Here is a 21,518-nt window from a genome sequence, read left to right on the forward strand (position 1 = left end):
GCAACGGAACTACTCGCACATATTGGCAATCGTGGACCGACAGCTTCGCTGCAAGCGCACACGCTGTGGGAGAGCTGAGCAAGTAGTCAGCGAGCATCCGATCTCTGCGTACACGTGATGAGGCTTGCGGCCAGACCGGGCGCTGACCAGACTAGAGCTCGCACCTCTGTTGGAATTCTGCGAATCAAATACCAATGGAGGACTGCGTGCTATGGAAGAGCCAAAACGTGTGAGCGCCGCCTTCGGGATGTCGGGCCACCGATGAGGGTGCTGATCGCTTGCGGTTGTTGCAGCGCGATTGAGCGACACGCGACCCTGGCTTTTAGGCAATGCCCCCGAGATATGGTGGCGCAAGAGGCATGTCTGGCTGAGCCTCGGTCATAGTTGTGGCGAGATTCACCAATAACGTGTCAGTTTCGACAATGTACAACTGCGACTTGGGGCAGGAAACTGTGAGTGCACGCCACGTGCGGCAGCGCACTCCATGGGAACGCCTTCCACTGGTCATGACAACGATGTTGTCATGCCTTGAGATTCGCGGGAGCCTCGCAACAACTGGAAAGCCGGACGAGGGTTCAACGGCTGATCGCTCCCTTTGAAGTCTTGGGTGCGCAGATCGAGACAAATAGTCGTTCGGAAGAGACAGCCATGAGTAACCAAACAGTATCCACCGGCAGTAATCTCTCGGCATCGAGCATGCTGCAAAAGGGGCTTGCGTATGTCCGTGGCGAGACCAATGTCCCGTTGAGCAATGAGACCATCGGGGAATTCCTGCTCGCGACAGCGGCACGCTATCCCGACCGCAGCGCCGTGGTGTTCCGAGCTCAGAATGTACGTTGCACATGGGCAGAACTTGCACATGAAGTTGACGTACTTGCCACTGGGCTCGCAAACCTCGGCATCGTAAAGGGAGACCGCGTTGGTATCTGGTCACCGAATCGCTTTGAGTGGGTACTGACGCAGTTCGCCACGGCGAAGATTGGCGCAATCCTTGTCAATATCAACCCGGCCTATCGGCTGGCAGAGGTTGAGTACGCATTGAACAAGGTCGGATGCAAGGCTCTCGTGGCGGCGGAGGCTTTCAAAAGCTCGAAGTACCTCGAGATGCTGCAAGAACTTGCGCCGGAGCTTGCCACGGCGACGCCAGGCGAACTGCGTGCGCGAAGACTCCCGGACCTGCGAGCGATCATTCGCATGGGCGATGCAAAGACGCCAGGGATGCTCAACTTTTCCGACGTAATGTCCGGCGGCAGGCAGCAGCGAGAAGATGCGAAGCTCGGGCCGTTGGCAGAATCGCTGAAAGCTAACGACCCCATCAATATTCAATTCACCAGCGGTACAACGGGCAGCCCGAAGGGTGCAACGCTGACGCACCACAACATCATCAACAACGCGCGCTTCGTCGCGATGACGTTGAGCCTGACGGAAGAGGATTCGTTGTGCATTCCTGTGCCGTTGTATCACTGCTTTGGCATGGTCTTGGGAGTGCTTGCGTGTGTGGCAACGGGTTGCACGATGGTCTTCCCGGGCGAGGCGTTCGATCCGGGCGAGACGCTTGCCGCGCTTCATGAAGAACGTTGCACAGCGATGCACGGTGTTCCTACCATGTTTATCGCGGCACTCGACCATCCAGAGCTGGAGAGCTACGATCTGAGTTGTTTGCGAACGGGCGTGATGGCCGGCTCGCCCTGTCCGGTGGAGACCATGAAGCGCGTGGTGTCAAAGATGAATCTGCGCGAGATTACGATCGCGTACGGCATGACCGAGACAAGCCCGACTTCATTCCAGAGTTCGCCTGAAGATCCGCTCGAAAAGCGCACGACCACCGTTGGACGAGTACACCCTCATCTCGAAGTCAAGGTCGTTGACGCATCCGGAAAGACGGTTCAAGTGGGTGAGACGGGGGAACTTTGCACGAAAGGCTATTCTGTCATGCAGGGCTACTGGGGCGACGACGAGAAGACGCGCGAAGCGGTTATCGACGGATGGATCCACACCGGTGATCTCGCGACTATCGACGCGGACGGCTACTGCAATATCGTGGGGCGCCTGAAGGACATGCTGATTCGCGGCGGCGAGAACGTCTATCCACGGGAGATCGAAGAGTTTCTTTTTCGGCACTCGAAGGTGCAGTCGGTTCAGGTCTTTGGGGTCCCGGACGAAAAGTACGGCGAAGAAGTCTGCGCGTGGATCATTCTGCGGCCTGGCGAGCAATGCTCCCCTGAGGAGATTCGCGAATTCTGCCGTGGCCAGATCGCCCATAGCAAGGTGCCGCGCTACATTCGGTTTGTCGATGAGATGCCCATGACGGTGACCGGGAAAGTGCAGAAGTTCGCAATGAGGCAGAAGATGATCGAGGAGATCCAACTTGCCGACCCGAAGGCTGCCTGACGGGCGATCTTCATAAGTGTAAAAGGCTTGACGACCTCCGATAGGCCGTCAACCTCCCTTCGCGCGGAGTAGTTGCATGGTTCGAGGGGATCGGGCTAATGGGTCGGATGCGGTCCGGGAACCGTGCGAATCATTGAATTCGCGCGGGTGCGACGATACACTGGGTCGAACAAACTAGACCATCGTGGCTCATGGATAGGTGGACAACCACTCGCGAGAGCACCACTAGCGTGCACAGCTTCCTGGAGAGGTGGCAGTGGTATCGCATGCTGCCTGCCGAGCTTCGCCAATTGGTATTGGGGACCATCGAAGAGCGGACCGCTGAGGCAGGCGACTACATCGCACGGGCGGGTGAGCCCAGCACCCACTGGTACGGGCTCATGCGCGGCTTTCTGCAGATGTATGTTGTCGGCGCGGACGGCGCCGAAACGACTTTGTATTGCCTGCGGGAAGGAGAGTGGGGAGGTGAGGGATCCTTGCTGAAAAAGGAGATGCGACAGTACGATCTCCGATCGCTGACCCCCTCTCACATTTGCTTGGTACCCGCCTCGACCTTTGAGGCTTTGCGTCAATCGTCTATCGATTTCAACCAGTTCCTCTGCGACATCATGAACGAGAGGATGGGAGTCTTCGTCGGCATGCTCGCTGCCTCTCGCCTCCTTAGGCCTGAGATGCGGGTGGCCAGGGCGTTGCTGATGCTCGCCGACAAGACGGCGGCGGGCGCGCAGGAGTTGTCGATTCCACAGCATGAACTCGCCCTGATTTGTGGGCTTTCCAGGCAGCGAGTGAATATCGCACTCAGCGAGCTCAGGCGGCACGGCCTTGTTGAAAGCGAGCCGTGCAAAGGACTCCTGCTGGTCCATGTTGCTGCGCTGCGCAGTCACGTTGCAGGGGGGGCTTGACCAGCGCTCGCGCCGAACTTCGCGCCCGGCTGGCCCAGCGCTTCTGCAAGGAGATCGAGCCTGTCCCCACCCCAGAAGAGTTCCTCCTTGTAGACGAATGTGGGAGCGCCAAAGACTCCAAGCTCTTCGGCCCTTGCCAGCGCGGCGGTGAGATCGTCTGATGCGTTGGCTTGCAAGTAGGCACACCAATCGTTTGGGTCGAGGCCCACCGCTGTCAGTGCCTCCTCTATCGAGGCCTCCGATTCCAGATCGAACTCTCTGCGCCAGAATGCGGCCAACAGGGGATCGCAAAACTCCCAAAGGCAAGCCCTGGACTTCGCGAACAGCATAGCCTGACTTGCGAGTTTGGCATCCCAGAGCTTCACGGTGGATCGTATGGTCAGTCCTTGCCGTCTGGCCAGCCGGCGGCAGTCCATGTACAGGTACTTCAGTTTGGCGACATCGCGACTCGATCGCTGCTCGACATCGCCCCCATAGGCGGATCGGAAATCCGTGATAAATGGCCACCATTCGAACTTGACGCCGCAGCGCTTTTCCAGCTCCCGCGCAGGCTGCAGAACAAGGTAGGAGTAGGGGCTGCGCAAATCGATAAACGCATCCACGACTGCGGCGTCTTGTGCGTCCATGGCTAAGTGGTTTGAAACAGGTTTTGCTTGGCCCGGTCCGACGTGGTGACGTCGACCCAACGGTCCCGCAGTAGATCGAGGGCTCGTCCCACGGCAGGGCGTGCGCGTACTCGCCCGTACCACGCTTGCACGCCGGGAAAATCGTCCAGGGCTACCCCTGTCATCTTGTGGATGCGGACCCAGGGGAAGCATGCCATGTCTGCGATCGAGTACGTGTCGCAGACGTAGTCCCTGCCTTCCAGGCGATCATCCAGGATCCGCAGCAGACGCCGGGTCTCGGCTTGGTACCTGTCAATGGCATATGGCACGGGAGCTGACGCGTAGCGGTAGAAATGCTGTGCTTGTCCCATCATCGGCCCCAAGCCACCAACCTGCCAGAAGAGCCATTGCAGGACCTCGTTGCGCTGCCGCAGATCTCCTGGAATGAATCGATGTTCCTTTTCTGCCAAGTACAGCAGGATAGCCCCGGTTTCGAAGATTGTTATCGGACCCCCGCCATCGAGAGGAGCGTGATCGACGATGGCGGGAATCTTCCCGTTGGGGTTGATAGCGCGGTAGCCTGCCTGATGTTGGGCGCCACTCGTGATATCGATCGGGATGATTCGGTATGGAATCCCCAACTCTTCGACCAGGATGTGTGCCTTATGTCCGTTCGGGGCTGGCCAACTGTATAGGTCGAGCATCGGCGTCTCCTATCGCTTACGCATGATCTCTTGCCTGCGATGGTCCTGTGCTCGTCGGTTGCCTTCGTCGCTCATTCCGGCCGGGAGCCGCTCGTCCAGAGCGACCGTGCGCTCCTCGATCTGTCGCATGACGCTGTCTTGCAGTGCCTTCTTGGACATTGCGTAAGCCGTGTTGCAGTCGGGGGTAATGCATCGTGCATAGCTTACTGCTGCCGCAAGCAACTGATCCGGCTCGACTACCTCGTGGAAGAAGCCAAGTCGCTCTGCCTCCTCGAGTCCGTACAGTTGTCCGCGTAGCGTGGTCAGGGCTCCGACCTGGTCGCCAAGCGTGTACTTGATGATCTCGACATAGGCTGCCGGCATTGGGATGCCAATGGGCACCTCGTTTAGACCGAACTTGGCAGGCTTGCGCGCTGCAACACGAAAATCGCAGTCAAGCGCTGTGATGAGGCCACCTGCGATGGCGTGGCCGTTGATGGCGGCGACGGTAGGGCGCGGGTACTGGAAGATGCGCAGGTTTGTCTCGCGATACGCGCGATACCATTCGCGGATCTTGTTCCGGTCGCCGCTCCCGAAGATATTGAAACTGTACTGAAAGTCGATGCCTGCGGAGAATGCGTCACCCTCGCCCGTCAGAATCACAGGAAGCTCGCTGAAATCGCGTTCGAGCCGGTCAAAAGCGTCGTGGAGGTCAGCGAAGAACTGGTCGTTCTGCACATTTACCTTGTTGGTGTTCATGCACACGAGTGCGCAACCTTGCAATTCTTCGATAGTCCATGCCATGGAGGTCTCCTTGTGGTTCGGTATGAATCTTCTGTTGCTCAACAGTAGCAAGTCCGCTGGCGAGATGCTGTCGTTTGGATGACAGGCTGGGCGACAGCAGAGAAATATGCAGGCGCATTCCGCGCGAACAGGTTTTCGATTGCGCCTGGTTTGCTTGTGTGAGGTGGCGAACCAGTGGCCGCCTACTCTTCGATGGCGCCGCCGATCGATCGCAGATGCTGCCGAAACGTAAGGTTCGGGTCTGAACGTCGACCGGCCAGGTACTCGTCGAAGCGTGCCTGCGTTCTGAATGTGGTGCCGAGCTGCATTCGTGCCGCTTGATGACGTTCTGTGTCGCGGATGGAGATGGCGAGCGCTGAAACTTCCGCCGCGCGATCCAGTGGTATAAAAATCACACCATCGTCGTCGCCAAGTACGAAATCGTCGGCCGTTACAAGGTGCTGACCGACCGTCGCGGATGGGGCACTGCCTTCATCCTGTACATCAAGCCGTTGTGGGCCCGCAGGCAGACTACCCAAGCTGAAAAAGGGAAGGCGGATAGTCCGAAGTTCGGAGGTGTCGCGATGCAGGCCCCAGATCACTATGCCGGACAGCCCGGCCTTGCTCGCCTCCAGCGTAACCAGGTCACCGACGCACGCCTCATCTCGGCGGCCACCATTGTCGACCACCAAGACGTCTCCGGGACTTGAGCGGTCAATAGCTTCAAGGAACACGTTGACGCTGCCAACGTGCTGGGTGGGACAAACGCGTCCGACCAGGTGGGTATGGGCCCACAGTGCTCGGGTATCTGAAGGTGCACAGCGAACCTGAATGCCGAGTCGCATGCACGCATCCGCGACGTGCGGTGTGGTGAGGTCTCGAAAGGTTCGTTGAAGCTTAACGGATTCCATCGGTCAGTTTTCCTTGGGGTGGTCATGGACGGCGACATCGCGAAGATCGCGAAGGAGATAGTTGACCCTGTTCGTCATCGCAAGGGAATACCTCCAGCCGCGGCCAATTCGCACGGGCCGCAGCGCACTCAGAAGTTCAGTGGGCGCGTCATAAATGGTGAGCGCGCTCTCGCCTTCCCATACAGGCCCGGCTTGAACGTTCTCGGCCTGAAGCCGAACCAATTCGAAGACAGCGGGGCAATCATGCTGGCCTTCGAGCATCGATGGAAAGTGGCGAAGCGCAACAATCGGCCGGCTGCCAAACGTAACGGCTGATTCGCTGGCACGACCCTTGAGCAGGACATGGCCTTCCGCGAGTCGCCGATCTTTCACGGCAACCGTGCCGGCAAAGATGCCCCCGGATTGGAGCCCAGGCGAGGAGATTGAGGTTACCCCCATCGAACGCGTAACCCACACAGAACCGAGCTTCTTCGGATAACCGAGGGCCCAGCCTCGTGCTAGGGAAGTGTCCTGGTCAACCACGATATAGGGACAGTACTGCATGAGCTTGCCTTCGCACTGAACACTCGCAAGCACGATGCATTCGCGATACTGGGCTCGCACGGGGTCGAGCAATTCTGCTCCGGCGTTGGTGCAGGCCTGCCAGTCCACGAAGGAGACGGTGACAAGACCTCGTTCGTCCGGGTGCAGGCTCAGCCCTGGCGGCAGCAGCGCTTCGACGGCAGCAGGATCCGCCCAGTATTCGATGGTGACAAAATCAGCGGCGTAGTGCCACGGTGGATACGGAGCGATACTGGCGTTGCCGTCGTTGGAGAACGGGCCCATGAAGCCCTTTACAGTGGAAAATCGTGTCATGTGGTAACCGGTTTGTCTACGACCAGGCGTGCTGTTCGTTATGGGGAAAGGACCCGTCTTTGACGGCTGCGACGTATGCGGCGAACGCGGTATGAACGTCGCCTGTTTCCTTCATGAAGTTCCGCACGAATCGAGGCATGCGCCCTAGATTGATTCCGAGCATGTCATGCATGACCAGAACCTGCCCTGCGGTGCCGTTTCCAGCCCCGATGCCAATGGTGGCGCACGATGTCATTTCACTCGTGATATCTGCCGCCAGTTGAGCCGGAATCATCTCCAGCACCATCATTGATGCGCCAGCAGCTTGGAGTGCAAAGGCGTCGGCACGCAATCGATCCGCGCCATCCTTCAGACGCCCCTGGACGCGATAGCCGCCCAACGCCGAGACTGTTTGCGGAGTAAGGCCCAGGTGGCCGCAAACCGGAATGCCGCGCTCAACGAGGAATGCGACGACATCCGACGTCCAGTCGCCTCCTTCCAGTTTGACCATATGCGCGCCCGCCTGCATCAACGCTACTGCGGATGTGATCGCCTGCTCGCGCGATTGCTGGTATGAACCAAAGGAGAGGTCTGCGACGATGAGAGCCGTCCCTTGGGAGCGAGCCAGTCCTTGAGACACACACGTGGTGTGGTAGCACATGTCTTCCAGCGACACTCCCACGGTGGTTGTGTTGCCCTGACACACCATGCCGAGCGAGTCGCCGACCATGATGCAGTCGACACCCGCCGCATCCGCCACAGCGGCGAATGTGGCGTCATACGAGGTAAGCACAGCAATCTTTTCGCCTTTCGAATGCATTTCGGCGAGGCGGGTAGTGGTGACTTGCTTGCGTCTCTGGTCGTCGCGGCTTTGACTGCTTCCATAGGGCGCGATAGTGTCCCCATTGGACTGTGGAGGATTAGTGGTCATGCTGTGCATCACGATGCTTGGTGTAATGTTTGGTGCAAAAGCTTCAACTACGGAACGGCTCAATCGAGAGGTTGGCGCAATACCGACGGTTTGCCGTTGGCGCTGTTCTGGCTGGTCAAACAATGATCTCGCCGTCAATACAAGTGACAGCAGCGCCGCCGACCTGGATCCGACCATCGCGTAGTGCCAGGTGAATCGAGCCGGCGCGCCCGATACCAGAACCCTGCGAAGCAATATAGGATGAGCCGAAGCGGGCAATCTGGTCGCTGTATTGCAGGAAGGCCGCTACGGCACCGTTGCCATTGCCGCAGGCTGGATCCTCGTTGACGAAGTACGAAGGAGCAAATGCCCGGACTTCAAGGCGGCTCCGGCAGCTCTCACCGCATTCGCCAAAGATTACGACACCCGTCGCGCCGGCTTTGCGATTCTGCTCTCGCATTGCTCTGAAATCGGGACGTGCCGCTAGTACGGCAGTAGCATCGTTGACCTGTGCGATGATCCATCGGCCGCCGACGTCGACCATCGCAGGGCTGTATTTGCGGCAAGTCCTTGCCCCGAGAACGGACTCCAGGTCATCCACCTGGCGCTGGTCAAGCGGTGTAATGGCGGGCTCGGGCAACTCGAAGGCGATTGAATCTATCTGACCTTGTGCTCCTGCTATCTCAAGCCTCAACAGTCCGGCGGAGGATTCCTGAACCAGAGAGCCGTTGCGCAACTCCACTAATCCCGCTTCCAGTAAGGCATAAGCCGTACCGATCGTGGGGTGTCCAGAAAAGTGCTCCTCGCGACCGCGGATGAATGTGCGGATGCCATAGTCCGCGTCGCTCGCATTCTTGGTGACCACGAAGGTGGTTTCCGGCAGACTGGACCAAATCGAGATGTGCTGCATTTGCGCGGTGGTCAGTTCTTCAGCGCTGAGCACAACACAAACCGGGTTGCCCTTGAACCTCTGGCTGCTGAACACGTCCACCTGTTTGAAGGGAATCTTAGACACCTTGGTACCTGCGACAGGATTGGAAAAAACCTTCCGATTCTTCAATATCGCCTCGGCATTGACGCGCACGCATCGTTCTGCGTGCAGCAATTCGGTCGATTTCGGTGACATGCTCAGTTTGGGTCGAGGTTCCGCACTGCATCACCGTCTAGCATCGCGGCGTGAGCTTTGACCAGCAATTGCAACGTCTCATCGAGCGTGTCAGCCAAATTCTGATTGCTCCGATATTGCGAGTGGACACGCCGAAGCAGCGAAGCCTGTGCCATCCATTCCAGGAGCGCCTCATACGAGATGCTCTGCTGCTCCAGTAGCTTGAATTTGACGAGCACTTTGAGGGCGTGCATCCCGTTTCGCATGGGATCGTCGCGAAAATGGGCAAGCCTGCTTGTGGCGCGTTCGAGCGCCTCGTCTACCCACGAAAAGGGCCGGCCATGCCCAGGGATGACCATGCGGACTTGAAGGCTTCCAATGAGCTCCAGCACCGCTTGTTGCTCCGCGAAGCCGCTCTCGCCATCGAGCTCTGGAAAAATCACCCCAAAGCCGTTCTCCCATAACGCATCGCCTGATATAAGCAAGCGCTCGTGGGGCGCGTACAGCATCACGGCGTGTGGGGCATGCCCTGGCGCAGCAAGAATCTGCCAGTCAATTGCACCCATCCGCAGTGTGTCGCCATCCTTCAGCACATGGTCATAGGTGAAGCGTTCACATCGTTGGCCAGTAGGCAGGTAGCTGAGTGCCTCAACGTCCCATGTGGAAACTGCATTGGCATCAGCCGCGGGTATCCAGGTGCGGGGTTGCCACCGCCGTTGTATCGCGGCATTGCCTCCGCAGTGATCGGAATGCAAGTGAGTATTGGCGAGTCGACGCAAAGGCTGGCGGGCAAGCCGCTGTTCGACAAGCGCTACGGTCTGAGTCGCATGTGTGACGTAACCGGAATCAACCAGGGCCGTGTCAGTGCCATCGATGAACAGGACACTATTTGAAGACAGCCAGCCGCGCTCAAGGACATGCATGCTGGCGGGCAAGGCTGCCATAGGCCTTGGTGTGGTGACGGTGTTCATTATTGGATGGTCAACGTCTTGTACAGCGAAGCATTCGGCCGCGGCGGTAGCTTTGGGTGGTCTGACGGCAGCAGTCAGAGCGCATTGGTAAGCGGGGCCCTGCCGTCCATTGTTTGGACAGTTTCATCGCTGGGCCACAGGCTGTACATTGTCTAAAGAGACATAACATGTGCGAACTGCGACAACCTAGTGCGCGCCCCCGCGGGTGCCTGCCGCGCGGCGCGATGTGCGTCGCGCATCAAGGTATTGAAGGGAAGGCAGTTCGAAACACTTTCGGTGAGGGAAGCCTTGACACATCCCAATCGCTTCGAGACTACGTCCTCAGTTGATCCGGTGTGGAGTAAATAGGGCGGATGCCTCGCAGCAAATTTTGTCCATGGCGACACTGAAACTTTGGCGTCTGGTGTCGGGACAAGAAAGAGGCTGTCGGTCACGCAGTAATCAGGGTCCGACTTCGGTGTCATAAAGTCGTCAGCATGGTCACAAACACTAGGGAAATTCCCACCCGGGGACTGTCATTCCGATGACAGGTCATCGCCCTCAGATCGCCTAAGCTGGCGCCGAACAACCAATCACCGGTTGTTCCCCAGCCAACTTGTATAGCGTGTTCAAGTGAGCTGCAGCGTAATCGCTTTGTGAGGTGCCCCGGTACCGCGCGCTATAGACGCGTACATCTGAAGCGTGAAGCGATGGACCGAAGTCGATCGGTAGCACGTTCATTCGAACTTGATACTCGAACGGCGATGACTCGCGCTAAACGTAGTACCGGACGATGACAACATTGGTGTAGACAGCACCAGGAGACAAGCAATGCGTCATATTGATATTCACCGGCTGGCTGACGAGGCCCGCTTTAACCGCTTTCACGGACTCATACTATTCTGGTGTGCGTTGATCATCGTGTTCGATGGCTATGACTTGGCGGTAGCGGGTATTGCGCTGCCGTCAATCATGAAGGGTATGGGAGTCGACTCCACGAGGGCAGGGTTCATGATTAGCTCGGCGCTGTTCGGAATGATGGTTGGCGCAATCTTGCTTGGCACTGTTGCGGAAAAGATTGGCCGCCGACGTGCCGTCGCCATTTGCGTTGCCCTCTTTAGCGTGTTCACCGCAGTGGCTGGCTTCACAAGCGACCCAGTAGCGTTCAGCGTCGCCAGATTTCTTGCAGGCCTTGGCATCGGCGGGGTGATGCCAAATGTGGTGGCGCAAATGACGGAGTACTCGCCAAAGCGGATTCGCAGCACCATGGTTACGTTGATGTTCAGTGGCTATGCGGTAGGGGGGATGCTTGCTGCAGTTCTGGGAAAGGGCCTGATCGAGACATACGGATGGCAGTCCGTCTTCGTCGCCGCAGGTCTGCCGGTGCTCTTGATCCCATTGATCCTGAAGTCGTTGCCTGAATCGATGGCGTTCCTGATCAAGGCTGGACGTATTGAGGAACTGAAGTCGACTGTCTCGAAGCTTGAGCCAAGTTACCGGCCGAAGGCGAATGACCACATTGCACTGCTTGCCGTTGATAAGGCGAGTGGTGCGCCGATTCGCCAACTGTTCCGTGAGGGCCGGGGCTTCAGCACTGTGATGTTCTGGGTTGTTTTCTTCACGTGCTTGTTCATGGCCTACGCGCTGAGCTCGTGGCTGACTAAGTTGATGGCCACTGCAGGGTACAGCCTTGGCTCTGCGTTGACGTTTGTCCTTGTTCTGAATTTCGGAGCCATCGTCGGTGCAGTGGGAGGGGGCTGGTTGGCTGACCGCTTCCACATCAAGCATGTTCTGGTGGTCTTTCTTGCGTTGGCTGCGGTGTCGATCTACTTGCTTGGCTACGGAGTGCCCACTGCGGTGCTGTACTTCGTCGTCGCGATGGCTGGTGCGACAACCATCGGCACGCAGATCCTGGCCTACGCGTATGTCGGTCAGTTCTACCCTATGACCGTTCGCTCCACTGGGATCGGTTGGGCATCTGGTGTCGGACGCAGTGGCGCGATTCTGGCACCCATCCTGATCGGCGTCCTGGTTGCGAGAAACCTGCCATTGCAACAGAACTTCACCGTAATTGCGGTTCCTGCGTTAATCGCGCTGCTGGCTGTTGCACTGGTTAATCACGGGCGCTCGGCCGCCGCGCACAGCGAACGCAGCAACGCAGAGACGGTCGATCTCCCGCTCGTTGGTACCGCCGGAGAAGGCGCGCGCGGTTGAAGATCATTTGCGGGGTGTCTCTTGGGCCCCATTGAAATGGGGCTTCTTTTTATACATCACCGACCTTGGGATTGCCTCTTGAGGGCGCGAGGCCATCACTTGAGTTCTCATTCACCGCGTCTTAGAAGGGCGCACGGGAGCATCGCACGACCTTAAGCCAATATCGGCTCTTCGTTACTGAGAATGGCTGTTTAATTGGCCACAACATAGACGTCGGTAATCCGACACGCGATTCTGCTCAGCGGATTGTTGGCGTGCGTTTGAGTTGCGGGGCGACACCATCCTGCTGCCATACGGAGCCGGACCCCGATGTGGGGGCGCCTTCTCGAGTCAATCTGCTCAGATTGGTATTCTCATCGCTCTATTCGGGGCGTGCCGCATCAGCGTTGCGATCTCCGTGGTATTTCGAAAAGGCTGCCGTGCTCGCTTTGATACTGTGCGAACCAAGTTTGGTTCCCGACGATCAAAAAGAGTAGAGGTCGAGGATTGCGCCGTTCCAGTAAGCGCCACTCCCGCTTGTCCACCGAAGATGGAGCCGGCTGTGCTTGCGGGTGGGTGTGCCATTCTCCCAGGTAATCGATCTGGCCGCCGCTTTGCTCCCACCATCGCAAGGCAACTTGTTGATGGGAAGGATCTTTGCGTATGAACGCCCAGCGCGACTGCACATCTTGCGGTGCGGGCACAGTAGCAGCGACCACATCGAGGTGCGCGCCTCGGCGATAGCCCAGCAGGATGCCGCCTGCTTCAGGCCTGGACCCCATCTGAACGTACCTTTGCAAGAGCGTCAGCACTTCAGTGTCAAAGACGATCGAAGTTCCGCTCTTCAAAGTTAGCGTGGTAGTAGCAAAGAGGCGCAGGTTGGACATTTGGCGAGTCGTTCAGGATTGCCGGCTTTGGCACTCGTACGTTGTGGCTTGCCGTCCAACCTGATAGCGCGCAGACGCGGGCTGACACTGCCGTTGCGCCAGTCGGCAATCATCTGCGCGCAAAGGCCGGCGGCGGCCAGCGGTGCGGTGACGGCGTAGGGAGTAATCGAGCGACAGCCTACCAACTTGCTTTGCACGGGGCCATCGGCGACACGGAAGCGCTCGGTCATACCGCCGTCCGGTTCAAAATGCCACAGGCAGTCGTAGCAGGCGCGGTTGCCCGCTTCGGTCCACAGGGCTTGCACCGCTTCGCCATTGCCACAGACCCAAGTGAACGCCATGGGAGGGCAGTTCGGATCTTCGGCGAGATGATGCTGATGGGCCTGGCTCAGCACGGAGGACAAGGCCTGCTCGCCGGTGGCGTCGATGACCAGATCTGCCCGGAACAAATCTGGCCACTTTCTGGCATCCTTGACGATGGCCCGGATGTTTGCGTACGGAAACTCCTGCGTGAGTCGTTGACGCAGCGCTGCGGCTTTGTGATCGAACAGGGCGTCGAAGCCGAGCACGTGGCGTCCGAGGTTTTCCGGCCACAAGGGCTCGGGATCGCAAAGGACCAACTCGCCGCCGCCGGTGCCTGCGCCGAGGCGAACCAACGCCTGGGCCAAATAGCCCCCGATTGCGCCGACGCCGACGAGGTGCAGGCGCAATCCTGCCAGTGAGCCGGCCGTGGTGAGGTTGCGTTCGTGAATGAACTTTGGGCTCAAGTCGTGCGCGAAAAATGGCTGGATCGGGTTGCGGCCCCCGGCTCCTGAGGTGAAGTGCTGTCGCACATCACTGCGGGGTTGACGCAGCGCCGCCCGACTCGCGTGTGGCAAGCCCATGAAGAAGCCGAAGACGCCGCCCGACGATTGGAGCAGCACGTAGACGCCTTGCCAATCTTTCCACAGGCGCCGGTGCATGACCTGCAGCAACTGACTGTATGCATCGCTATCAATGCGCTTCAACCACGCCAGCAGTTCGGCCATGGTAGTGGGCACGCCGCGTTCCTCCAGCCACGGGGCGCGGCGCAGCGTAATGAGGCTGCAGCAAACAGGATGGATGTCGGCGGCTTCGTCGCGTTGCAGAGCCGGCTGACACTGGTCCAGTTCCTCCGCTCGCGTGCCTACCAGCACCATGCCGTTGCCGAGTGAGCGTGCGGTAAGGGGCTCGCTGGAGCCAAGGGTGCCGTGCAAAATAGTATGCTTGCCCTGGTCCCAATAGACACGGAATTCTTCCCGCGACTCGCGCTCAACATAGCCCGATTGCGCTTGTTCGGCCAGGACGCTTGCTGCCTTCTCAAGGCAATAGGCCACCGCCTTGTCGGCGTGATGTCGATTGAGGATAACGTCGCCAGCCGCGAGATAGCATAGCCAGCCGGTACGCAGCAGATGCGGGCGAAAGCCGGGAGGGGCGTCGAGCAGGGTGATGTCAGGATATCGAATGAAGTCCCAGTCCCGGATGTCCAGCCGAATGGGCACTCGCGTTCTCCCTACTTCCAGGGCGCCCCGATAGGCCACGCTAGTAGGATGGTCCACCGCGATTTCTTCAAAGCCGCGCGCAACCAGATAGCGATGGACGCGCGCATTGGCGCGGCTGAGGTTACCCGGCACGAGTGGGGCGGACCACGGGTTGGGACACCACAGCGGGCGCGATGCTACGAACGGCCTGAGCATCGCTGGCCTCGCACGCGATCCAGTCGGGCCGCATGGGGACCCGGACGCCCCAGAGTTCTCGCAACTGAAGGATGACTTGTTGTGCCTCCTGCGGCGACGCGTGAACGATCGCACTGCGCAAGCCGCCATGCAGGGTGCGGGCGCGCTGCGTGGCATCGCGACGCGCGCCGGGATCCAGTCGGTTGAACTGCTCGCCCGGGTCGATGCTGGCTTCTTTAATGTCGCCCCCCAGCCTGTCGGCCAAGGATTGCGTGACATGTAGCAGGGCAAGGTCGTCGCGGTTGTCCAGGCTCTTTGTCGCCGTATCGAGGGCCTGGGCGGCACAGATCATGAGCACGATCGAACTGGGCCCGCCGCTTTCCCATGTGTGATCACGCCAGGCCTTTAGGTAGCGGCAGAGGCGACGCAGGCTCGGGTGACGAAGACGTTTCTTCTCGAACCATTTGGCCACGGCGCGCGGGTCAGAGCGCCGCCACGTGCCGTCGCGCAAGGCCAGTGAGATGTGACGCAGATCGTCCCAGTCCTGCTGGTCGTCGGCGAGCGTAGCGCTGTCCAATGCCCAGGGTTGGCCGAGCGCCTTGCGCGCGACGTGTTCCTGAATGGTCTGGAACTCGTTGGCGGGGGCGACATAGAGCGGCAAATCGATGTGCGCGGTCTCGCCCGTCAGGTTGACGCGGACACAAGTTTCCTTTCGGCTCAGCGTCCACCCATTTGCCTGGGCGACCGGCGCGACGATTTGTTCCACCATGCGATAGAAGGCGGCAGCCGCATGACGCGGTTCCACGGCGTTATCTTCCCAGGCGTCGACAGGCAGATAGATCCCCAGGTCCCAGTCCATTTCTTGCGGCGGGGTCTGGCAGGGGAGGTTGCAGGTATCGTACGACCACGAGCCCTGCGTCATGAAGCGGGGCTGCGCCTTGGCCTCCTCGTTCAGGTGGGTGCTCAGCCAGACCGGGATGCCGCGGGCCAGGGCCCCGCGCAGCAAGTTCTTGGCGGCACGCAGCCGCTGCTCGGTGGCCTCGTCCGGCTTGAGGCGGCTGTGAAGCGAGCCACTTTCCAGACGGGCATAGAACAGCTTGTGGGCGTTTACAGGCATGCGGCAATCTCCGGCGATTGATGGGGGCCATAGTGGAAGGTGGCCGGGGCGGGTTGGTGAGCGCGCAGCAGGTCAAGCAGGGTCGGCGTAACCTGTGCCTGGATGGCGTTGGCAGCGTGGCCGCGCAACGTCTTCTGTGCGTTGCGGCCGGCGCGGTCAAGTCCGACATTCATGGCCGCCTCAAACGGTACCGGGTCGTCGATGTGGTGGTAGGCCTCTTGCAGCCAGTGCGCAAGCATCTGGTGGCTCATCTGCTCCTGCGAGGCGATGGTCAGGCCGAACAGGCGTCGGCCCCATCCGGCCACCGGCCACAGCCGCCGCCAGAACGCCACCTCGCCGATCGCGCGGCCGAACAGCAGGCCCATGTCGGAGGCATGCGCCGCGTTGAACGCGACACCGGGCGCCGCCGTGCCCACGGCAACCAGCCGGACACGCGACTGGGGCACATCCAGGAAGCGAACGGCCTCGTGCAGCGCGGGCAGGCCCGGGGCATTGGCCACCAGTCCGCCATCGGCATAGCGCACATCGTTGAACTCGTGAATCGGAAAAAAGGTGGGCGCAGCACTGGTGGCGAGCGCCACGTCGACCAGCCGATGCTTCCAGTCGCTCTTCCAGTTGACGTGGTGCGGGGTCTTGAACATGCACGGGCCGCCCTTCGTCACGTTGACGGCCGGCACGAGAACGCGGTGAGCAAGCTCGCCGAGGGTGCGCTCGCCGAACAGCTCGGGGGCCGCCAGCAATTGCTGCAAGGGCTTGTTGGCGTATTTCGACGACCACAATCCGAGGTTCAATCGATCGGCGAGCCAGCGCGGACGCCGCAGACCGAAGACCGTGGGGGCGAAGATGTCTTCGCCATGGTCGGTAAAGAGCGCGACGACGCGCGACATCGGAATCTCGGCTGCGACGGCGAGCGCAAGGATGCCGCCGATCGACGTGCCGGCGATCAGGTCGAACTTCTTGGCAAGCGGGGCGCCGAGTTCCTCTTCCAGATGTGCGAGGATCTGCGCGGCGAAGAGGCCGCGAAAGCCGCCGCCGGAGATCGCGAGGATATGAAATCCACCGTCTTCCGCCGCAACCGGCGATGGGGTGGGATGGGGGGTGTGGGTCATGTTGTGCAACTTCAGTCGGCGTGGGCGGCGCCAGCCAATGGGTGGCTGAGGCGGCGCGGTACACGCGTGGGCGGCCCGTCGTGCCGGGATGGCGCAGGAGCGCCGCCCCCCCGACACGGCGTACGAAGGCGGGAGCCGGGACTGGCCTCCCGCAACAGGGGCGACCGACTAGAAGAGACTGAGCTGACCGGGATGGGCGCGCCAGTGCTGGCACACCTGCTCGGTACGGCCGAAGCGCACGCGCCGGTAGGCCCGCACGAAAACGCCGCGGACGCGGCGCTGGAAGTGATGCATAATAAACTCCAGAAATTGCGGCCAAAGCTTGCCCACAACTCCCGGAGCCATTACACTCCGGACGTCCTTACCAGACAGGTTGTGGGTGACGAGGCTGGCCTCATTGCCCCGCCAGAAGCCCCTGGGCGCGCCAACGCCTCGGGGCTTTATTTTTTTTCCGGCGCCTGCCGGAATCCTTGGGTGCTGCTAGTCCTTCACGTCCCGGTTCTGCAAGGCTGCGTGATCAATCCAACTGCCGCGGTTGCCCCACTCGCGTAGGTGCCAGCCGGCCGATCGGTCCGCTTCGAAGCGATCGTCGCCACTGAGGAGCACCGACAGGCGACTCACGCGCTTGCTGAAGTCTTCGCCCGCGATCAAGCCGCCGAAGCCCTCCCGTGTCAACAGTTGCAGCAATTGCCGCGTCGGCGCCGGTCGGCGATAGCGATTGAGGATCGACACCGCCGCATCGGTGACGGTCTTGCCTTTCGGCAAGCCCCGCGTGCGCTCTTCGGCCCGCTGCATCAGGTTGACCAGGCGGGCGCGGACATCCGGCGCTGCCTGCTCGTCTTTCTGCTGCGGCGACGCCGCAACCGCTTGCCCCAGCAACGCCTCCTCGAAGGCACCCCCTTCCAGCTTGTCACTCAGATGCAGGAACAGATTGACCTCCTGCAACTGCCTTTGCAGAGCCTCGATCTGAGCTTCGAGGTCTCGCCGCAGGGCGAGCGCATGCTCATAAGCTGACATTTCAAGTCTCGTCTACTACACACGGCCCCAATGTATCGTAACGGACACGTGCGCGCAAGCCTTGCGCAAGTGATTTTCTAGAAATCTGGAAGGAGTCGGTGCATTCTGTGAAATAAGGTGCATTATGCGGCTCAAAATCTGTGGATAACTTGCGGGGTGGGGAAAATTCTCTCTTGACTCAGTGGGCTGGCCACATTAAACGCGGCCGCCGCCGAGGGGGCACTCTGCCTCCCGGTATCGGAAGTTGATCGGTGCTGTGCACTATATGTAGTCGAAGTGTTGAGGTGTGGTCAAGATATAGTAGGTGATGGGTGGCCGGGCCACAGGTCCGCCGCGCCCGCGATGGGGGCCGCTGCTGGAGTTCCGCCAGCACGCGCGTGGGACCTCTTTCTGGAGCCTGGGTGGAGGGGGAGGGAGCGCTGCTGCGGGATGCCATGCATCGCCCGGGGCGGTCAGCGTTTTTTGCCGGAGTGGGCTACAGGATAAGTGTTCTTATCTGCTACGCTAAAACCACCGACGCCCGAGGCCGACCCGCCAGTCTTCTCCCTTCCCGTCGCCCGCCGACCCCTCCGCCGTGCTGTTCCCCGTACCCGGCAGGAGGCCGCGATGGCGTCCGCTTCGCTTTTCCCATCCAACGCCTCGTCCGCGGCGCGTCCGTACGTGGTCACGCGACGGCGTTTGCACCGCGGGCACTTCGCCTACCTGCGCGGCCTCGCCGAAGGCCTGTCCGCCAGCCTGTTGCGGGATCGGTATCTGGCCGACGAGGAGGCGCCAGACGAGCACGAGGAGCCCATCCACCGCCTGGCCGGCTGGATCCGCGCCGAACTGGCGGCGGCCGCCGCGCGGGGTGGCGATTTCGCGCGGGCGCGGCTGCTGCGCCTGGATCTGGTCCCCGTCGCCGACCACCCCGTGCCTACGCTGGCGGCGTTCGTGCAGGCCAGGGGCCTCGAGGACGCCAGCGAGGCCGTTCAGCTCGCCGCCTGGGAGGCCGCTTGCGGCAGCGCGCTCGCGCGCGAGCGCCACCACACAAGGTTGCTGCACCGGCAGCTCGACGCGATCCATGCGCTCGAGGCCGTCATGCTGCGCCCGCCCGCCTGCGCGGACGGGGTCGAGGCGTGGATCACCGATGCGCTGGCGCAGCGGCTGATCGGCGCCGGCCTGCCGACCTTGGGCGCGTTGCACGCGCGCATGTCAACGGGTGGTGCCTGGTGGCGCGAACTGCGCGGGGTCGGCGTGCGCAAGGCCGAGGCCTTGCGGGCCTTCGTCGCGGCGCAAGCCGTCACCCTGGGCGCGCTGCCCGCGCCGGAGGCGGGCCATGCCAATAGCCGAGGGACTGAGGCCGATGCGCCGCGAGCCGAGGCGGACCTCGTCGGGCCGAGCCTGGTGCCTCTGGACCGTTTGTGGGTAAGTGCGAGCCTGGATGGCTCGGCCGGCCGTTTCCGGGCGGCGCCGGAGCGGTGTATGCTCGCCGCCAGCAATGACTTGCAGGCCGTCGAGGCCTGGCTGCGAACCAAGGCCAAGGGGCCGGCGCCAACCGTGCGCCGGGGTGTTAAAGGCGAAGCGGGGGAGGGCGATGCCGCGCGGCCGAACTGCACCGATCGGGCCTACCGCAAGGAGGTCGAGCGGCTGCTGTTGTGGGCCGTCGTCGAGCGCGGCAAGCCGCTGTCATCGCTGACCACCGAGGACGCGACCGCCTTCCGGGACTTCCTGCTGGCGCCGCCGCCGGGGTGGTGCGAAGCGCACCCCTACCCGCGCGGGCACCCCGCGTGGCGCCCGCTGCAGGGACCGCTATCGCCGCGCTCCGTCAGCTATGCGCTGGGCGTGCTGGCGAATCTGTTTGGCTTCCTCGTGGACCACGGTTACGTGACGGGAAACCCGTTCCGCGGTGTGGCGCCGCCCGGTCCGGTCGAATCCGGCCCCGATGCGGGGCGGGCGTTCACGCACGTCCAGTGGACCTTTATACAGACGCAACTGGCAGCGTTGCCGCCGGGTCTCGCCTCGGCGCGCTTGCAGATGGCCTTGCCGCTCTTGTACGACAGCGGGCTTCGCTTGTCCGAACTGGTGGCGGCGCGCACCGCGGATCTGGCTGCGGTCCGCCTGGCCCGGCCGCCGGAGTCGCCGGTCGAGGGGTGGATGCTGCGTGTGCGAGGGAAGGGCGGCCGCATGCGCGAGGCGCCGGTCGACTGCCGTTGGGTGCGCGGCCCGCTCGCGGATTGCCTGGTGAAACGGGGCCTGTCCGCCGATCCGCGCGCCGTGCCTGATGTGCCGTTGCTCGCACCGGCGGTTCCCGATGCCGCGCCGGAAGCAGGCATTGCCGCCAGTTCATTTCATCAGCAACTGAAGCGGTTCCTGCTGCGCTGCGCGCAGACGCTGGAAGCCACCGATCCGGGCGGGGCGGCGCTCTTGCGCCGGGCGTCCTGCCACTGGTGGCGGCACACGGCCATCAGCCACGCGCTCGATGCCGGGGTACCGCTGCAGGTCGTGCGTGAGAACGTGGGCCACATGTCGCTGTCGACCACCTCCCGCTACGTGCGGGTCGAAGCCGCGCGTCGGCTAGCGGCCATGCAGCAATTGTGGGGCCGATAGCGGCTGTTACATTTTGTTACTTGTGCGCTGCGGCATGGATTTTTGCGAGCGCCCAGTAGACCAGCATAGGCGATACGGTCAACAATTACAAATTAATGCCGCAAAGAGCACTTTAATTGGCGAGAATGAGGCTCGCGTGCGGGTTTATCCGTAGTCGAACACGCCTGCAGCGCTTCGGTAAGCATTCGCGCCCAACGAGCCGGCGTTGGGTTGGCTCCCGGCAAAATCGCGCCCTACAGGTGTCCTACGCGATTACTAAAATGAAAAGTGTAGCTTGATGCTCTATTTAGGTGTTCAATGCAACACGTTTAGAAAAATCAAGCATTTGTTTTTCGCCGGCGGCTGGTGCAGGATGCACTCACACACAGCCTGCGACCGACCCGATCGGCGCACTTCCACCCCAGAGCCAAAGTTAGCACCCTCGCCGTTTCATGCTGCATTGCATCAAGCCTGGCAGCAATGGCGAGTGGGGCAGCGTTTGCCCAAAATTTGGAGGTTAATTATGAGGCACTTTAGCGATGACCCCTCGTCCCATGGGCGGGCCGCCATGTCCGCGAAGGAATCGGTACGGGGTCGAGCGCGCAAGTTTCCATTCGACGGAGTGGCTGACTTGATCCATGCGCTGCCAAGGCATCGGGACAAGGTCCTCTTCGCGGTTCTCGTCGCAAGCGGCGCTCGCTTGCTGGAAGCGCGGCTGCTGCTGATGGGGGACGCAGAAAAAGCAACAACCCGTCTGATCAACTTTCCCCATCGCTGGGCGGCGGATTAGCAAGCGTCGTCCGGGGATTCACCGTGTCTTCGGGCCCCATGCAGCGCACCGACCGATTCGCATTGTCGCAAA

The 21,518-nt window shown here is 61.0% G+C and carries 19 protein-coding genes; 5 read left to right on the forward strand and 14 right to left on the reverse strand.

From position 1 onward, the window contains the following. Nucleotides 1-648 precede the first annotated feature (648 nt). The gene (locus AC1RWI_RS05180) at nt 649-2,391 is read left to right on the forward strand and encodes an AMP-binding protein (RefSeq protein ID WP_492864953.1); all 1,743 of its coding nucleotides are present in this window, start codon (nt 649-651) and stop codon (nt 2,389-2,391) included. A 266-nt stretch (nt 2,392-2,657) separates the two neighbouring features. Beyond that, on the forward strand, nt 2,658-3,293 hold the full coding sequence (locus AC1RWI_RS05185; protein WP_492864955.1) for a Crp/Fnr family transcriptional regulator: 636 nt from the start codon (nt 2,658-2,660) through the stop codon (nt 3,291-3,293). Here AC1RWI_RS05185 and AC1RWI_RS05190 read toward each other — a convergent pair. From AC1RWI_RS05190 to AC1RWI_RS05225, 8 genes are all read right to left on the reverse strand, one after another. Then, nucleotides 3,272-3,919, reverse strand: coding sequence for a 2-hydroxychromene-2-carboxylate isomerase (locus tag AC1RWI_RS05190; protein WP_492864957.1), 648 nt, complete (start codon nt 3,917-3,919; stop codon nt 3,272-3,274). The genes AC1RWI_RS05185 and AC1RWI_RS05190 overlap by 22 nt on opposite strands. Before the next feature lie 2 nt (nt 3,920-3,921). Further along, complete coding sequence (locus AC1RWI_RS05195; RefSeq protein WP_492864959.1) at nt 3,922-4,602, reverse strand: glutathione S-transferase N-terminal domain-containing protein; 681 nt, start codon at nt 4,600-4,602, stop codon at nt 3,922-3,924. 9 nt (nt 4,603-4,611) lie between these two features. Continuing rightward, complete coding sequence (locus AC1RWI_RS05200) at nt 4,612-5,385, reverse strand: enoyl-CoA hydratase/isomerase family protein (protein ID WP_492864961.1); 774 nt, start codon at nt 5,383-5,385, stop codon at nt 4,612-4,614. Nucleotides 5,386-5,567: 182 nt separating this feature from the next. Further along, entirely contained in the window at nt 5,568-6,275 is a 708-nt protein-coding gene (locus AC1RWI_RS05205) for an RraA family protein (RefSeq protein ID WP_492864963.1), read from the reverse strand. Between the two features lie 3 nt (nt 6,276-6,278). Continuing rightward, nucleotides 6,279-7,130 carry an acetoacetate decarboxylase family protein gene (locus tag AC1RWI_RS05210; protein WP_492864965.1) on the reverse strand — a complete coding sequence of 284 codons (852 nt, stop codon included), beginning with the start codon at nt 7,128-7,130 and terminating at the stop codon, nt 6,279-6,281. 16 nt (nt 7,131-7,146) lie between these two features. Then, nucleotides 7,147-8,049 carry a 3-methyl-2-oxobutanoate hydroxymethyltransferase gene (gene panB / locus AC1RWI_RS05215; protein ID WP_492865027.1) on the reverse strand — a complete coding sequence of 301 codons (903 nt, stop codon included), beginning with the start codon at nt 8,047-8,049 and terminating at the stop codon, nt 7,147-7,149. Between the two features lie 106 nt (nt 8,050-8,155). Beyond that, on the reverse strand, nt 8,156-9,145 hold the full coding sequence (locus AC1RWI_RS05220; protein ID WP_492864967.1) for a PhzF family phenazine biosynthesis protein: 990 nt from the start codon (nt 9,143-9,145) through the stop codon (nt 8,156-8,158). A gap of 2 nt (nt 9,146-9,147) precedes the next feature. Continuing rightward, on the reverse strand, nt 9,148-10,095 hold the full coding sequence (locus AC1RWI_RS05225) for an MBL fold metallo-hydrolase (protein ID WP_492864969.1): 948 nt from the start codon (nt 10,093-10,095) through the stop codon (nt 9,148-9,150). An 810-nt stretch (nt 10,096-10,905) separates the two neighbouring features. Between AC1RWI_RS05225 and AC1RWI_RS05230 the strand changes: the two genes are divergently transcribed. Then, the gene (locus AC1RWI_RS05230; protein WP_492864971.1) at nt 10,906-12,288 is read left to right on the forward strand and encodes an MFS transporter; all 1,383 of its coding nucleotides are present in this window, start codon (nt 10,906-10,908) and stop codon (nt 12,286-12,288) included. Nucleotides 12,289-12,668: 380 nt separating this feature from the next. Here the strand turns inward: AC1RWI_RS05230 and AC1RWI_RS05235 are convergent, their stop codons facing one another. The 6 genes from AC1RWI_RS05235 to AC1RWI_RS05260 all read right to left on the reverse strand — a co-directional run bounded on the left by AC1RWI_RS05235 (nt 12,669) and on the right by AC1RWI_RS05260 (nt 18,091). Then, nucleotides 12,669-13,154 (reverse strand): Mov34/MPN/PAD-1 family protein, encoded by a 486-nt coding sequence (locus AC1RWI_RS05235; protein ID WP_492864973.1) that lies wholly within the window; start codon nt 13,152-13,154, stop codon nt 12,669-12,671. Further along, entirely contained in the window at nt 13,118-14,806 is a 1,689-nt protein-coding gene (locus AC1RWI_RS05240) for a ThiF family adenylyltransferase (RefSeq protein ID WP_492864975.1), read from the reverse strand. The genes AC1RWI_RS05235 and AC1RWI_RS05240 overlap by 37 nt, the downstream gene beginning before the upstream one ends. Further along, complete coding sequence (locus AC1RWI_RS05245; protein WP_492864977.1) at nt 14,796-15,965, reverse strand: CBASS cGAMP synthase; 1,170 nt, start codon at nt 15,963-15,965, stop codon at nt 14,796-14,798. Before AC1RWI_RS05245 ends, AC1RWI_RS05240 begins: the two co-directional genes overlap by 11 nt. Beyond that, on the reverse strand, nt 15,956-17,074 hold the full coding sequence (locus AC1RWI_RS05250; RefSeq protein WP_492864979.1) for a CBASS cGAMP-activated phospholipase: 1,119 nt from the start codon (nt 17,072-17,074) through the stop codon (nt 15,956-15,958). Before AC1RWI_RS05250 ends, AC1RWI_RS05245 begins: the two co-directional genes overlap by 10 nt. A gap of 168 nt (nt 17,075-17,242) precedes the next feature. Next, complete coding sequence (locus tag AC1RWI_RS05255; RefSeq protein ID WP_492864980.1) at nt 17,243-17,368, reverse strand: hypothetical protein; 126 nt, start codon at nt 17,366-17,368, stop codon at nt 17,243-17,245. A gap of 186 nt (nt 17,369-17,554) precedes the next feature. Further along, nucleotides 17,555-18,091, reverse strand: a complete 537-nt coding sequence (locus AC1RWI_RS05260; protein ID WP_492864982.1) for a hypothetical protein — start codon at nt 18,089-18,091, stop codon at nt 17,555-17,557. A gap of 606 nt (nt 18,092-18,697) precedes the next feature. On the opposite strand from AC1RWI_RS05260, the gene AC1RWI_RS05265 reads away from it, so the two are divergent. Further along, nucleotides 18,698-20,677: a site-specific integrase gene (locus AC1RWI_RS05265; RefSeq protein WP_492864984.1), complete on the forward strand. Its 1,980-nt coding sequence runs from the start codon at nt 18,698-18,700 to the stop codon at nt 20,675-20,677. Between the two features lie 547 nt (nt 20,678-21,224). After that, nucleotides 21,225-21,446, forward strand: coding sequence for a hypothetical protein (locus tag AC1RWI_RS05270; RefSeq protein ID WP_492864986.1), 222 nt, complete (start codon nt 21,225-21,227; stop codon nt 21,444-21,446). Nucleotides 21,447-21,518 lie beyond the last annotated feature (72 nt).

Source organism: Cupriavidus sp. MPR-AND1C (assembly GCF_058809705.1).